The sequence below is a fragment of the Microbacterium sp. GW821-FHT01D02 genome (genome assembly GCF_059422585.1).
The window spans coordinates 258611-272466 of the sequence record NZ_JBWKXB010000002.1 but is presented as its reverse complement, the minus strand read 5'-3'; the positions used below and the strand labels follow the sequence as shown (position 1 = coordinate 272466).

Genomic DNA, 13856 nt, shown 5'->3' with positions numbered 1-13856 from the left:
GCATCCGGGGCCTTCGTCGTACCCCCGCCGCTTCCCCTCGGTCGTCGAGCGAGCGGAGCGAGACGAGACGCCCCGCCCGGAGCAGATGGCCGGGCGGGGCGTCTCGTCGTCGTGGTTTCCGGCCGACGCCGGGGTGCGGCTCAGGCGGCGTCGGTGCCCAGCGTGCCGAGGTACAGGCCGATGACCTTGGGATCGTTCAGGAGCTCGCGCCCCGATCCCTCGTAGGCGTCCTTGCCCTGGTCGAGCACGTAGCCGCGGTCGCAGATCTGCAGGCAGCGTCGGGCGTTCTGCTCGACCATGATCGTCGTCACGCCCGCCTTGTTGATGTCGGAGACGCGGATGAACGCGTCGTCCTGGCGCACGGGGGAGAGGCCGGCCGAGGGCTCGTCGAGCAGCAGCACCGAGGGATCCATCATGAGCGCCCGTGACATCGCCACCATCTGGCGCTCACCGCCGGAGAGCGAGCCGGCGCGCTGCTTCAGGCGCTTGCCCAGCTCGCCGAAGATGCTGCTGACGAACTCCAGGCGCTCCGCGAAGATCTTCGGGTTCTGGTAGAGCCCCATCTCGAGGTTCTCCTGGATGGTCAGCGAGGGGAACACGTTGTTGGTCTGCGGCACGAAGGCGACTCCGCGCTGGACGAGCTTGTCGGCCTTGAGGCCGACGATGCTCTCACCCTTCACGGTCACGTCGCCGGACCGGATCTCGACCATGCCGAAGATGGCCTTGAGCAGCGTGGACTTGCCGGCGCCGTTCGGGCCGATGATGCCGATCAGCTCACCCTTGTGGGCGACGAGGTTCGCGCCGTTGAGGATGTTGACCCCCGGCAGATACCCCGCGTGGACGTCTTTCAGCTCGACGATGACGTCGTCGTTCTTGATCTCGTTCCGTTCGACGGGTGCGTCGGTCATGCCTTCTCCTCCTCGGCCTCGTCCTCGGCTTCGACCTCGGCCTCGACCTCGGTCTCGATCTGCTCCCGGATCCGGGTGGCGTCCTCTTCCGAGATCACCGGGAGCCGGCCGGTGACCGCTCCGAGATCGACGTCCTGGTGCGCGCCCAGGTACGCGTCGACGACGGCGGGGTCCTCCATGACCTGGTCGGGCGGGCCCTCGGCCACGACGCGACCCTCGGCCATGACGACCACCCAGTCGGCGATGTGGCGCACCATGTGCATGTCGTGCTCGACGAAGAGCACGGTCATCCCGAGATCCTTGAGATCGAGGATGTGCTCCAGCAGCGACTGCGTGAGCGCGGGGTTGACCCCGGCCATCGGCTCGTCGAGCATCACGAGGGTCGGGTCGCTCATGAGCGCCCGCGCCATCTCGAGCAGCTTGCGCTGACCGCCGGAGAGCGACGCCGCGAAGTCCTGCTCCTTGGCGTCGAGCTTGAAGCGGGTGAGCAGCTCGTGCGCGCGCTTCTCGATCTCCTGGTCCTGCTTGCGCCAGAGGAAGGGGAAGAGTCCGGCCCAGAAGCCTTCGCCGCGCTGATCCTTCGCCCCGAGCTTCATGTTCTCGAGCACGGTGAGCAGCGACAGCGACTTGGTGAGCTGGAACGTGCGCACCTGTCCCATCCGGGCCACCTTGAAGGAGGGGATGCCGGACAGGTTGGTGCCGTCGAACGACCAGGTGCCCGAGTTCGGCTTGTCGAAGCCGCAGAGCAGGTTGAACAGCGTCGTCTTGCCGGCGCCGTTGGGGCCGATCAGCGCGGTGATGGCGCCGCGCGGGATCTCGAGGTGGTCGACGTCGACCGCCGTCAGCCCGCCGAAGCGCCGCTCCACGGCGTCGACGATGAGGATCGGGTCGACCTTCTTGACGCCGGGGGCGGCGGGACCGGCGGCGAGGCCGCCGGTCTTCGCCCGGGGCGTGATCTTCGCGGCTGCTGCCGCGTCGTTGTCACTTGACAAAGGTCATCTCCCTCTTGTTTCCGAGGATGCCCTGGGGGCGGAAAATGACGATCAGCATCAGGACGACACCGATCACGATGTACCGCACGACGTCGGCCTGTGCGCCCGACATGGGCAGGTAGCCGGCGTTCGCCATCGCGGGGAGCAGCGCGCCGAGGAAGGCGAACACCACCCAGAACAGCACGGCGCCGAGTGTCGGTCCGAGCACGGTCGCCGCGCCTCCGAGCAGGAGGATCGTCCAGAGGAAGAACGTCAGCGACGTGGAGTAGCTGCCCGGGATCACCGCGGACGGCAGGATGAACACGATGCCGCCGAGGGCGCCGATCACGCCACCGACCACGAGCGCCTGCATCTTGTAGGCGAAGACGTTCTTGCCGAGGGAGCGCACCGCGTCCTCGTCCTCACGGATGCCCTTGAGCACACGGCCCCAGGGGCTGCGCATGAGCGCCCAGACCACCAGCACCGCGACGGCGAGCGAGATCAGGCCGACGACGCGCACCCACAGGTCGGTCGCGTTGTAGGTCCACGGCCCGAATCCATAGGTCCCGGGAGGGAAGGGGTTCGCGTCGCGGAAGCTCTGGTGATACCCCGAGAGCCCACCGGCCGAGTTGGTCCAGTCCTTGAACAGCTCCGTCACGAACATCAGGCGCACCACCTCGGCGGCCGCGATGGTCGCGATGGCGAGGTAGTCCGCGCGCAGGCGCAGGGTCGGGATGCCGAGGAGGAGGGCGAACAGCGCGCCGCCGATCATGCCGACGAGGACGCCGGCCCACCACGGGAACCCGAACGTCAGGATCGAGATCGCGTAGCCGTAGCCGCCGATCGCCATGAAGGCCGCCATGCCGAAGTTGAGCAGTCCGGTGTAGCCGAAGTGCACGGCGAGACCGGTCGCGGCCAGAGCGTAGGCGATCGTCGTCGGGCTGAAGAGATAGGAGGCGGTGTTGCCGAAGATGCTTCCGAAGTCCATGAGTCAGCCCAACCTTTCCTTGCGTCCGAGGATGCCCTGCGGTCGCACGAGCAGGATGATGATCAGCGCGACGAGGGCGCTGGCGTACTTGAGGTCGGAGGGGACGCCCAGCAGGGTCGACACCTCCACCGCGAGACCGACGATGATCGAGCCGATCAGGGCGCCGATCGCGGAGCCGAGACCGCCGAGCGTGATCGCGCAGAACATCAGCAGCAGCATCTGCATGCCCATGTCCCACTTCACACCGGGCCGGAAGTACGCCCAGAGGATGCCGGAGATCGCCGCGAGCGTGCCCGCGAGGATCCACACGGTGCGGATGACCTTGTCGACGTCGATGCCCGAGGCCGCGGCCAGCTGCGGGTTGTCCGAGATCGCTCGCGTCGCCTTTCCGGTGCGGGTCCGGGTGAGGAAGAACGCGACTCCGAGGATCACGATGATGCTCGTCGCCATCCCGATCATGTCGATGTAGGAGAGCGAGATCGGTCCGAGCCTGATCGGCTCCGGGCTCGCACCGGGCAGCTGATACGTGCTGCCGCCGATCATGTACTGCATGCCGTAGCGGAGGGCGAGCGAGAGGCCGATGCTCACGATCATCAGCTGGACCACCCCGAGGCCTCTTCGTCTCAGGGGTTTCCAGATGCCGGCGTCGAGCGCCCAGCCGAGGATCGCGCCGCCGAGGACCGCGGCGATGATGCCGAGCCAGACCGGGACATGCCAGAACGTGGTGAAGATCAGCGCGACCACCGCGCCCCACGTGACCATCTCGCCGTGTGCGAAGTTCGACAGGCGCGTGGTGCCGTAGATGAGTGCGGCGCCCATGGAGGCGAGACCGAGCAGGAGGCCGAAGTTCAGGCCGCCCACGAGGCGCGAGAGCAACTGATCGAGGAAGGATACCGTGACCCGCTCTCCCGCCCCGAGGAAGAAGTTGACGATCTTGGTGCCGGTCAGGCCGAACTCCAGCTCGAACGACGCGCTGGTCCCGGAGACGGGCTGGATGCCCTCCGGGAGCTGCGTCGCGTCGACGATCACGCCGTCGGGGAGGGTCGATTCGTCCACCGTGAGGGTGTACGTCTCCTTCTCCGGCACGTAGAGACGCCACTTGCCTTCGGCGTCCGTCTTCGTCTCGGCCTCGAAGCCGTTGCCCTCGATGGACATGACCACGCCCTCGACGGGTTGATCGGCGTTGGTGACGACTCCCGCGAAGTAGAAGTCCGTGACCTCCTGCCCGTCGTCTGTCGTCTCGGCCGAGGCCGACGAGGGCGGAATGAACAGGAACGCTGTGAGCGCCATGAGGATACCGAGGAAGGCGACCAGCCAGGGGCGCTTTCGATGCACGGCGATTGTTGTGGGTCCCACGCAACCTCCACTTTGAGTGCTGTGTCTCTGCGGCGTCGGGTTTCGACCGCAGGGATGGACGACGCACTTGAGCGTAATGGGCGATCGGCGATTCACCTACCGTCGGGGCCAACGGTCCGATAACGACGGGGTACTGGGAATGTTCTCGGGCGTGTCTCGCTTAGAATCTTCATACGGGCCGCGGCCCCGCAACGGCCGACGTCGACCACCCCCTCGCACTCGGACTCGCGCGACACGCGCAGAAGGAGAATCCATGGAACAGCACGATCCCTTCGGCTTCGTCGGACTGACATACGACGACGTGCTGCTCCTGCCGGGGCACACCGACGTGATCCCCAGCGAGGCCGACACCTCGTCGCGGATCACTCGCCGAATCTCTGTCGCCACTCCGCTGCTCTCCAGCGCCATGGACACGGTCACCGAGTCGCGCATGGCGATCGCGATGGCACGCGAGGGCGGCATCGGGATCCTGCACCGCAACCTCTCCATCGCCGATCAGGCCGCGCACGTCGACCGCGTCAAGCGCAGCGAGTCGGGCATGATCACCGACCCGATCACCACGACGCAGGACGCGACCGTCGAAGAGGTCGACAACCTGTGCGCCAAGTACCGCATCTCCGGTCTCCCCGTGGTCGACGACGACGGCAAGCTCGTGGGCATCATCACCAACCGCGACATGCGCTTCGTCTCGGGCTTCGAGCGTCAGACGACCTTCGTCAAGGACGTCATGACGAGCGAGAACCTCGTGACCGCTCCGGTCGGCGTCGCCGCCGGTGAGGTCATCGCGCTGTTCGCGAAGCACCGCGTCGAGAAGCTGCCGCTGATCGACGAGGACGGCAAGCTCGCCGGGCTCATCACCATCAAGGACTTCGACAAGAGCGAGAAGTATCCGCTCGCCACCAAGGACGACCAGGGCCGACTGCGCGTCGGTGCGGCGATCGGCTTCTTCGGCGACGCCTGGGAGCGCGCCGAGGCGCTGCGCGACGCCGGTGTGGACGTGCTCGTCGTCGACACCGCCAACGGCCAGTCCCAGGGCGTCATCGACCTCGTCCGTCGCCTGAAGGCCGATGCGTCGTTCGAGCACATCGACATCGTCGGCGGCAACGTCGCGACCCGTGAGGGTGCCCAGGCGCTCGTCGATGCCGGAGTCGACGCGGTCAAGGTCGGCGTCGGCCCCGGTTCCATCTGCACCACGCGCGTCGTCGCGGGTGTCGGCGTCCCGCAGGTCACCGCGGTCTACGAGGCCTCGCTCGCCGCACGCCCCGCCGGCGTGCCCGTGATCGCCGACGGCGGTCTGCAGTACTCGGGTGACATCGCCAAGGCTCTGGTCGCGGGCGCCGACGCCGTCATGCTCGGCTCGCTCCTGGCCGGGACCGACGAGTCGCCGGGCGAGATCGTCTTCCAGTCCGGCAAGCAGTTCAAGCAGTACCGCGGCATGGGCTCGCTCGGTGCGATGCAGACCCGTGGCAAGCAGACCTCGTACTCCAAGGACCGCTACTTCCAGGCCGACGTCCCCAGCGACGACAAGCTGATCCCCGAGGGCATCGAGGGCCAGGTGCCGTACCGCGGACCGCTCTCCGCCGTGGCCTATCAGCTGGTCGGCGGACTGCGTCAGTCCATGTTCTACGTGGGTGCGCGCACGATCGAAGAGCTCAAGTCGCGCGGCAAGTTCGTGCGCATCACCTCGGCGGGACTCAAGGAGTCGCACCCGCACGACGTGCAGATCGTGGTCGAGGCCCCGAACTACAAGAAGTAGTCGTCACCGACGACGAGAGGGACCGGATGCATGTCGCATCCGGTCCCTCTCGCTGTCTGTCGGAGCTGTCTGTCGGAGCTGCCTGTAGGCGATGGCCGTCGCAGGTGCGCGTCAGCTGCACCGGTAGGTGACGCCGTCGACCTCCCAGATCCCGGGGCCGAGGTCCGCGCACATGCCGAAGAGGGCGGCGAAGGCCGTGACCAGCACGATCACGAGGACCACCCAGAAGATCGTGATGATCGCGCCGACGATGATGCCGGCGATGGCGAGCCCCTTCGGCTGGCCGGTCTTGCCGAGCTTCACGGCGGCGACGATGCTGAGGATCAGTCCGACCGGAGCCACCACGAACGCGAGCACGAGGCCGACGATCGCCAGCACCTTCCCCGGGGGCGTCGGTGTCGGCTGCGCGTAGACCGGAGCGCCGGGCGTCGCATATCCCGCGGCCGGGGGAGCGGGGTACTCCGCGGACGGTGGGGCCGGATAGTCGGGCGCGGGAGCGGCGGCGCCGGCTCCCGGGACGCCGTCCGGCGCGGTGTTCCAGTCCGGGGCTGGGGCCGAGGCGGGCTGCTCGGCGGGCGGGACCGGAGGCGGGGTGCCGGGGGTCGAGGAATCGGGGTTCGGCTGGTCGGGGAACGGAGGGTTCGTCATGTTCTGTCCTGTCAACGGGGTGAACGAGGGAACGAGCATTGCGGTTCCGATTGCCCCGAGCGTAGCGAGACTGGTGCGGCTCGCACCATCCCCTCCCATCGCGGCGCCCGGTGCCGGTGTCCGGCTCTTCCGTCCGTCCAGGGCGCGGCGTAGCGTGCCGGTATGTGCCGAAACATCGTCCCGCTGAACAACCTCGAGCCTGCCGCGACCGATGACGAGTGCCACGACGCGGCCCTGCAGTTCGTCCGGAAGATCTCCGGTGTGAACGCGCCGTCGCGTGCCAACCGGGACGTCTTCGACCGTGCCGTCGCCGAGATCGCCCAGGCGACGAGGGTCCTGCTGGACGAGCTCGTAACGACCGCGCCGCCCAAGAACCGCGACGACGAGGCGGCCAAGCGTCGCGCGCGCTCGGCCGATCGCTACGAGGCCATCCGCGTGTTCCAGCAGGAGAAGCGGGCCGCGGCGGCCGGATCCTGAGACAGGCGGCGCCCGGCGCAGGAGAGCGCAGCCGTCGGCCCACGACGGCCGTCGACCTCTCCCATGCACGCTCGCGGATGCGCCTCCCGCCGTGCGTGCGGGCCTATGCCAGAATCGACATACCCCGCTCGACTTTCCCAGCGGCCCCGGCGATGAAGGCGCCGAGGTCGCGTGGCCGATCCCCATCGGTCAGGGAACCTCCCCAAGGAGAGCTGCACAAATGTCAGAGGATGCTCCTCGCGTACTCGTCGTCGATGACGACCCGGACGTCGCCCTGCTCGTGAAGACCGTTCTCGAGCGCCGAGCCGGCTGCGTCGTCGACGTCGCCGAAGACGGCCGGACCGCCGTCGAACGCGTGGCGGAGGTGCGCCCCGACGTCGTGGTCACCGACATCGAGATGCCGGGCCTGAACGGGCTGGAGCTGCTGGCCGAACTGCGGCGCACCAACCCGACCGTGCCCGTCGTCGTGATGACGGCGCACGTCTCGGTCGAGTACGCGGTCTCCGCGCTGCGCGCCCAGGCCGACGAATTCCTCACCAAGCCCCTCGACAACGTCAAGCTCGTCGAGGCGGTCACCCGTCTGGTCGAGGAAGGACGCCGCCGTCGCGAGGAGGCACGCAAGCCGGAGCGGGTGCTCGCGATCGGCGCGCACCCCGACGACGTGGAGATCGGGGTCGGTGGGCTCCTCGCCGCCCATGCGCGGGCGCAGGACGAGATCACGATCCTCACCCTGTCCCGTGGAGCCCGCGGCGGCGATGCCGACAGCCGCCAGGACGAGTCGCTCGCGGCCGCCGAGATGCTCGGTGCCCGGCTCTTCCTGAAGGATCTCGTGGACACCGAGATCTCCGGCGGCGGCTCCACCGTGCGCCTCATCGAGGAGGTCGTGCAGGAGATCCAGCCCACGATCGTCTACACGCACTCGAGCCACGACCGCCATCAGGACCACCGCGCCGTGAGCGAGGCCACCGTGGTGGCGACCCGACGCGTCGGGACCGTCGCCTGCTACCAGAGCCCCTCGTCGACGATCGACTTCCGGCCCACGCGCTTCGTGCGGATCGATCAGTATCTCGACGACAAGCTGCGCCTGCTGGAGCGGTTCGGCTCGCAGACCGCGAGCCGCGACTACCTCGCGCCCGAGTTCGTCACGGCCACCGCGCGGTACTGGTCGCGGTTCGGCGGCGGAGTCGCGGTCGAGCCACTCGAGGTGGTGCGCGAGACGGCCGAGTTCATCGGCGCCCACGAACTCACTCGACGGGAGAGCTGATGACCACGCGCGTACTGGTGACCGGGGCCGGCGGACCGGCTGGCGTCGCCGTGATCCGATCCCTCCTCCGCCGTTCCGACCTGACCGTCTTCGCGGCGGACATGGACGGGTGGGCGAGCGGCATCTACCTCGTGCCGCCGGCACAGCGCCGCCTGGTGCCGCCGGGACGGGACGCGGACTTCGTGCCCGCGATCGCCCGCCTGGTCGCCGAGGACGAGCTCGACCTCGTGATCTCGACGGTCGACGTGGAGCTCATCGCCCTGGCCGGCCGGCGGGACGAGCTGGCGCCCGCGGTGCTCGCCGCGCCCTCGGAGGACACGCTCAACACGGCACTCGACAAGCTCGCGCTCGCCGTGCGCTGCGCGCCGACCGGCCGCACCCCGCGCACGGTCCTCGCCGGAGCCGATGCGGAGGCGGTCGACTGGGAGTTCCCGGTCTTCGCCAAGCCGCGTCAGGGCGCGGGGAGCCGTGGCGTGCGCCTGGTGCCCGATCGTGCCGCGCTCGAGGCCCTGCCGACGGACGAGGGACTCATCGTGCAGGACTTCCTTCCGGGGGAGGAGTACTCGGTCGACGTGATCGCGGACGCGGCGGGCAACGTCGTGGCCGCGGTGCCGCGGACCCGGGCGCGCGTGGACTCGGGTGTCGCGATCGCCGGGCAGACCGTCCGCGACCCCGAGCTCGAGGAGACCGCGGCCGCGATCGCCCGGGCCATCGGACTCGTGGGCGTCGCGAACGTGCAGCTGCGTCGTGACCGGGCCGGCCGTGCCGTGCTGCTCGAGGTCAACCCGCGGTTCCCCGGAGCGCTGCCCCTGACGATCGCGGCCGGCGTCGACATCCCGTCCCTCGTGGCCGATCTGTTCCTCGGGCGCGAGCTGCCGGTGCGCGTGCCGTTCCGCGAGGTCGCCTCGGTGCGCTTCCTGGAAGACGTGATCGTCGAGGTCGACGACCTGCTGGTCTCCGACCATGCGGGGCATCAGGAGGAGCTGTGAGTCACGCGCTCCTCCGCGGCGACCACCACGTCCACTCGACCTTCTCGGACGACGCGGTCTCGACCCTCGCCGAGAACGTCGAGGCGGCAGCGGCGGCCGGACTCACGACGCTGCGTCTGGTCGATCATGTGCGGCAGAGCACCACCTGGGTGCCGGAGTACCTCGCGGCGGTGCGTGCGCTGCGGGTGCCGGACGGGCTCACCGTGCTCACGGGCGTCGAAGCCAAGATCCTCGATGCCTCGGGGGCCCTCGACATCCCGTCCCTGCCAGAGGGGATCGACCGGATCCTGATCGCGGACCACCAGTTCCCCGGCGTCGACGGCCCGCTCGGCCCCACGGCCGTCCGGGAGCGGATCGCCGCGGGATGGGCGGTGGATGACGTCCTGGACCAGTTCGTGAACGCCCTGATCGCCACGATGCGCCGGCATCCGGGCAACCAGCTCGCGCACTGCTTCTCGATCCTGCCGAAGATCGGCCTCTCCGAGGACCAGCTGGGTCCGGCGCGCACGGATGCCTGGGCGCGCACGGCCGCCGAGACCGACACCCTGGTCGAGGTCAACGAGAAGTGGGGCTGCCCCGGAACGGGCGCGCTCGAGTCCCTGCGGCTCGCCGGCGCCGAGATCGTCGCCTCCACCGACAGCCACCAGGCCTCCGACGTCGGACGCTACTCCCGGATCCTGCCCCTGCTCGACACGAGGGATGACTCCTGATGGCGGATCTGAGTTGGCTGGAGACGGTGCTCGTCGTCTTCCTGCTGCTCTGCGTCCTGGTCGGCACCCTGCCCGTGCTCAACACGGGCCTCCAGTTCCTCACGCTGCCGCTGCACGCGTTCCGCAACCACTACGGCAAGGCGGCGCCGTACCACCCGAACGTCGCGGTCATCATCCCCGCCTGGAACGAGGGGCTCGTGATCGGCCCCGCGATCGAGCGGCTGCTGCAGCTGGAGTATCCCGCCGAGCGTCTCCGGGTCTTCGTGGTCGACGACGCCTCGACCGACGACACCCCGGCCCTCGTGGCAGCGAAGGCCGAGGCGTACCCCGGACGGGTCGTGCACCTGCGACGGGAGAAGGGCGGCGAGGGGAAGGCGCACACCCTCAACCACGGCCTCGACGTGGTGCTGGCGGACGACTGGACCGAAGCCGTGCTCATCATGGACGCGGACGTGATCTTCTCGCGCGACTCCCTGCGCAAGCTCACCCGGCACCTCGCCGACGAGAAGGTCGGGGCCGTCACGGCGTACATCGCCGAGGGCAGCCGCGACCGCAACTACCTCACGCGGTTCATCGCGATCGAGTACGTGATCGGCCAGCTCTCCGCCCGTCGGGTGCAGAATGTCGGCGGCGCGATCGCCTGCCTCGCAGGCGGTGCCCAGCTGCACTCGCGCGCGAACCTGGAGGCGATCGGCGGGCGCATCCCCACCGGCACCCTCGCGGAAGACACCATGACGACGTTCGAGGGGCAGCTCAAGGGGCGGCGCATGGTGTTCGAGCCGCACGCGCTCGTGCTGGCCGAGGAGCCGCGGACGATCGACAGCCTCTGGAAGCAGCGACTGCGCTGGGCGCGCGGGAACGTGCAGCTCACGTCGATCTATCGCCGGCTCTGGTTCCGTCCGAGCCGCGAGCACCATCTGGGCAGCTTCACGTTCGGCCTCGCCTGGTTCACGATCCTGCTGCTGCCGGCGTTCATGCTCCTCGCGGCCGCCGGCATGCTCGCCCTCCTCGTCCTGCACAGCGACATCGCCGAGTTCGTGTTCCGCTTCATGTGGATCACGGCGGCGTGCGTCTACCTGTTCTCGATGCTGTACTCCGTGCAGCTGGATCCGCGGACGGGGCGACGCTCCTGGCGTGAGGCGATCATGTTCCCGGGGCTCGGCGCGCTCATCCTCATGGCCATCGCCCTGTTCCCCTGGGCGTTCGCGTCGGGGCTGACCGCGCTCGGACTGGGGCTCACGGACCAGTCGCGCTTCATGTGGGCCGTGATCTTCTACCTCTGGGGGCCGATCTCGATGCTCGGGATCTGGCTGGCGCGGGCGATCGAGCCGCTGCCCGGCGGACGGTTCTTCGCGGGCCTGCTGCTCTACATCTGCGGCTACGGCTCGCTGCTGTGCGCCATCACCGTGGACTCCTACATCAAAGAGTGGCGTCGCGCCGACGCCTCCTGGATCAAGACCGAGAAGATCGGACGTGTCGACTCATGACCGGAATCCCGTCGCACGACGCCGAAGTGGCGGAGATCACCGCGGATGCTCGACGAGAGCGGCGGCTGATCCCGCAGGCGCTCCTCGCCCTCGCGGTCGTCGTCCTCGTCGTCATCGTCCGAGAGCTGTTCCTTCGATGAGCCGGAGGCCGCTGGCCCTGGTCGTCGAGGACGCCCCCGATCAGGCGGCGCTGCTGCGCCGTTACCTCGATCGCGAGGGCTTCGACGTGTTCATCGCCCGGGACGCCGAGTCCGCGATCGCCGCCTTCCCGGACATCGACCCGGTGCTGGCCGTGCTCGATCTCCTGCTCCCCGGCATCTCCGGACAGGCGTGTGCGCGGCTGGTGCAGGAGCAGTTCCCCGACTGCTTCCTCGTGATCAGCTCGGTGCTCGACGCCGCGGACTATCCGCCGGCCGACGCCGCGCTGCCGAAGCCCATCACGGGTGCTGACCTGCATGCCATCGTCGAACGGGTGCAGCGATGAGGGCGACACCGCTCGACCGCGCCGAGAACCGCTGGTACGGCGTCTTGGACGACCCGAGCCCGATGCTCAAGCAGGCTCCGACGTTCATCGCCGCCGTTCTCGCGGCGGTGCTGACGTGGTGGATCCCCGATCTTCCGCTCACCCACTTCGTGCCGGCGATCGGCGGCCTCGTCATCGTCCTCGCCGCCACCGCTCTGGCTGCCGTGCTCACCGCGCGCGGCACGGAGGACGGCTGGGTCGTGCTCCTGATCCCGATCGTCGACATCATCGGGCTGGGGCTCTTCCGCTCCGGCACGGGCGGCGCCACGTCGATCTTCAGCTCGCTGGTCATCCTCCCCGTGGTGTGGATCGCCGCGGCCCCGGGCATCCGCTGGGTCTTCGCCGTCTTCGGCCTGACCTCGTTCGCGCTGCTGATGCCCTACTTCACGGACCCGCCCTCCACCTCCGTCGAGTGGTTGCGCGGCGTCGTGGGTCCGCTGGTGTTCTCCGCGGTCGCCGCGGTCGTCAACCAGCTCGCCCGGCAGCAGCGCATGCGCGTCGAACAGGCCGAGCAGCTGGTCGCCGAACGCACGAAGGCGCTCTCGGAGAACGTCGCGATGATCGTCCAGCTGCGCGACAAGGAGCGTCAGTACCGCGAGCTGCTCGACTCCTTCGAGAGCCTCTGGTCGTCGATCACGGCGCAGGCGGTGATCGCGACCGACTGCAGCGGTACCGTGACGGCGTGGAATCCGGGGGCTGTGCGGCTGCTCGGGCTCTCGGTCGACGAGGCGCTCGCCGGTGTGCGCATCGACCGCTTCTTCTCGACGTCGGTGCTGTCGCTGCTGGCGGAGGACCATCCGGACTCCGCGCCGCAGCCGGAGGAGCTGCCCGTGGGCTACGCCGAACTCCCGCGCGGCATCCAGGGGCTGTTCGCACGGGCGGATGCCGAGCAGGCGGCCGACGGCGAACTCGAGATCGTCACGGCCGGTGGCGCCACGGTTCCCGCCCGGGTCACGGTGAGCCCGCACAAGGACGGTGCCGGCGCGCAGCAGGGGTACCTGTTCGTGCTCACGGACGAGACCAGGGCCGTCGAGGTCGCACGCATGAAGGACGAGTTCGTCGGGATGATCTCGCACGAGCTGCGCACCCCGCTGAGCGCGATCATCGGCTTCCTCGACCTGTTGCAGAACGACCCGGGGCAGCCTCTCACGGAGGACCAGCAGGAGTTCGTCGGGATCATCGAGCGCAACGCGCAGCGGCTGCTCAACCTCGTCGGCGATCTTCTCTTCACCGCGCAGGTGGAGTCCGGCCGGTTCCCGCTGGACCGCGATGACTCGGACGTGGCCGCGCTGGTGCGATCGGCGGTGTCGTCGGCGAAGCCGCATGCGCAGCGGGAGGGCATCGAGCTGGTCGCCGAGATCGGGCCCGATGTCGTCCCCGTGTTCGTCGACGCCGGTCGGGTCGGGCAGGCCATCGACAACCTGCTCTCCAACGCCATCAAGTTCACCCCGCGGGGCGGAACGGTCACCGCCCGCGTCCGGCAGGTCGACGGGGGCGTCGAGCTCTCGATCGCCGACACCGGCATCGGCATCCCGGAAGACGAGCAGGGGATGCTGTTCACCCGCTTCTTCCGGGCGTCGACGGCCACCCGCAACGCGGTGCCGGGGGTCGGTCTCGGTCTCACGATCACCCGCGCGATCGTGCTGGCGCACGGCGGCACGATGGACGTGACGAGTCAGGAGGGGGTGGGCACGGAGTTCCGCTTCATCCTCCCCGTCGCTCCCCGTACCGAGGTGCTGGCGAGCCTGAGTCGCGCGGACTGACCGCGCACTGTTGCGG

14 protein-coding genes are annotated in these 13856 nt (G+C 69.1%); 9 read left to right on the top strand and 5 right to left on the bottom strand.

Annotation, left to right across the window (positions count from 1 at the left end):
• Positions 1 to 140: 140 nt before the first annotated feature.
• From AC07VM_RS10035 to AC07VM_RS10020, 4 genes are read right to left on the bottom strand one after another with little or no spacing between them, the layout of a single operon-like run.
• On the bottom strand, positions 141 to 908 hold the full coding sequence (locus AC07VM_RS10035; protein ID WP_267417579.1) for an ABC transporter ATP-binding protein: 768 nt from the start codon (positions 906 to 908) through the stop codon (positions 141 to 143).
• Positions 905 to 1864: an ABC transporter ATP-binding protein gene (locus AC07VM_RS10030; protein WP_267418517.1), complete on the bottom strand. Its 960-nt coding sequence runs from the start codon at positions 1862 to 1864 to the stop codon at positions 905 to 907. The genes AC07VM_RS10035 and AC07VM_RS10030 overlap by 4 nt, the downstream gene beginning before the upstream one ends.
• A gap of 25 nt (positions 1865 to 1889) precedes the next feature.
• A complete protein-coding gene (locus AC07VM_RS10025) occupies positions 1890 to 2867 on the bottom strand; it encodes a branched-chain amino acid ABC transporter permease (protein WP_267417580.1) in 978 nt (325 codons plus the stop codon).
• Between the two features lie 3 nt (positions 2868 to 2870).
• The gene (locus AC07VM_RS10020) at positions 2871 to 4157 is read right to left on the bottom strand and encodes an ABC transporter permease subunit (RefSeq protein WP_416383340.1); all 1287 of its coding nucleotides are present in this window, start codon (positions 4155 to 4157) and stop codon (positions 2871 to 2873) included.
• A 319-nt stretch (positions 4158 to 4476) separates the two neighbouring features.
• On the opposite strand from AC07VM_RS10020, the gene guaB reads away from it, so the two are divergent.
• The gene (gene guaB / locus AC07VM_RS10015; RefSeq protein ID WP_267417582.1) at positions 4477 to 5979 is read left to right on the top strand and encodes an IMP dehydrogenase; all 1503 of its coding nucleotides are present in this window, start codon (positions 4477 to 4479) and stop codon (positions 5977 to 5979) included.
• Between the two features lie 111 nt (positions 5980 to 6090).
• Here the strand turns inward: guaB and AC07VM_RS10010 are convergent, their stop codons facing one another.
• On the bottom strand, positions 6091 to 6627 hold the full coding sequence (locus AC07VM_RS10010) for a hypothetical protein (protein WP_494910995.1): 537 nt from the start codon (positions 6625 to 6627) through the stop codon (positions 6091 to 6093).
• 162 nt (positions 6628 to 6789) lie between these two features.
• On the opposite strand from AC07VM_RS10010, the gene AC07VM_RS10005 reads away from it, so the two are divergent.
• The 8 genes from AC07VM_RS10005 (at position 6790) to AC07VM_RS09970 (ending at position 13840) form a co-directional block, all read left to right on the top strand.
• Positions 6790 to 7104, top strand: coding sequence for a DUF2277 domain-containing protein (locus AC07VM_RS10005; RefSeq protein WP_494910993.1), 315 nt, complete (start codon positions 6790 to 6792; stop codon positions 7102 to 7104).
• Positions 7105 to 7324: 220 nt separating this feature from the next.
• The gene (locus AC07VM_RS10000) at positions 7325 to 8368 is read left to right on the top strand and encodes a response regulator (protein ID WP_267417585.1); all 1044 of its coding nucleotides are present in this window, start codon (positions 7325 to 7327) and stop codon (positions 8366 to 8368) included.
• Complete coding sequence (locus AC07VM_RS09995) at positions 8368 to 9357, top strand: ATP-grasp domain-containing protein (protein WP_494910991.1); 990 nt, start codon at positions 8368 to 8370, stop codon at positions 9355 to 9357. The genes AC07VM_RS10000 and AC07VM_RS09995 overlap by 1 nt, the downstream gene beginning before the upstream one ends.
• Positions 9354 to 10067 carry a PHP domain-containing protein gene (locus AC07VM_RS09990; protein WP_267417587.1) on the top strand — a complete coding sequence of 238 codons (714 nt, stop codon included), beginning with the start codon at positions 9354 to 9356 and terminating at the stop codon, positions 10065 to 10067. Before AC07VM_RS09995 ends, AC07VM_RS09990 begins: the two co-directional genes overlap by 4 nt.
• A complete protein-coding gene (locus AC07VM_RS09985) occupies positions 10067 to 11554 on the top strand; it encodes a glycosyltransferase family 2 protein (RefSeq protein ID WP_267417588.1) in 1488 nt (495 codons plus the stop codon). Before AC07VM_RS09990 ends, AC07VM_RS09985 begins: the two co-directional genes overlap by 1 nt.
• The gene (locus AC07VM_RS09980; protein WP_267417589.1) at positions 11551 to 11694 is read left to right on the top strand and encodes a hypothetical protein; all 144 of its coding nucleotides are present in this window, start codon (positions 11551 to 11553) and stop codon (positions 11692 to 11694) included. The genes AC07VM_RS09985 and AC07VM_RS09980 overlap by 4 nt, the downstream gene beginning before the upstream one ends.
• The gene (locus AC07VM_RS09975; protein ID WP_267417590.1) at positions 11691 to 12038 is read left to right on the top strand and encodes a response regulator; all 348 of its coding nucleotides are present in this window, start codon (positions 11691 to 11693) and stop codon (positions 12036 to 12038) included. Before AC07VM_RS09980 ends, AC07VM_RS09975 begins: the two co-directional genes overlap by 4 nt.
• A complete protein-coding gene (locus AC07VM_RS09970) occupies positions 12035 to 13840 on the top strand; it encodes an ATP-binding protein (RefSeq protein ID WP_494910990.1) in 1806 nt (601 codons plus the stop codon). Before AC07VM_RS09975 ends, AC07VM_RS09970 begins: the two co-directional genes overlap by 4 nt.
• Positions 13841 to 13856 lie beyond the last annotated feature (16 nt).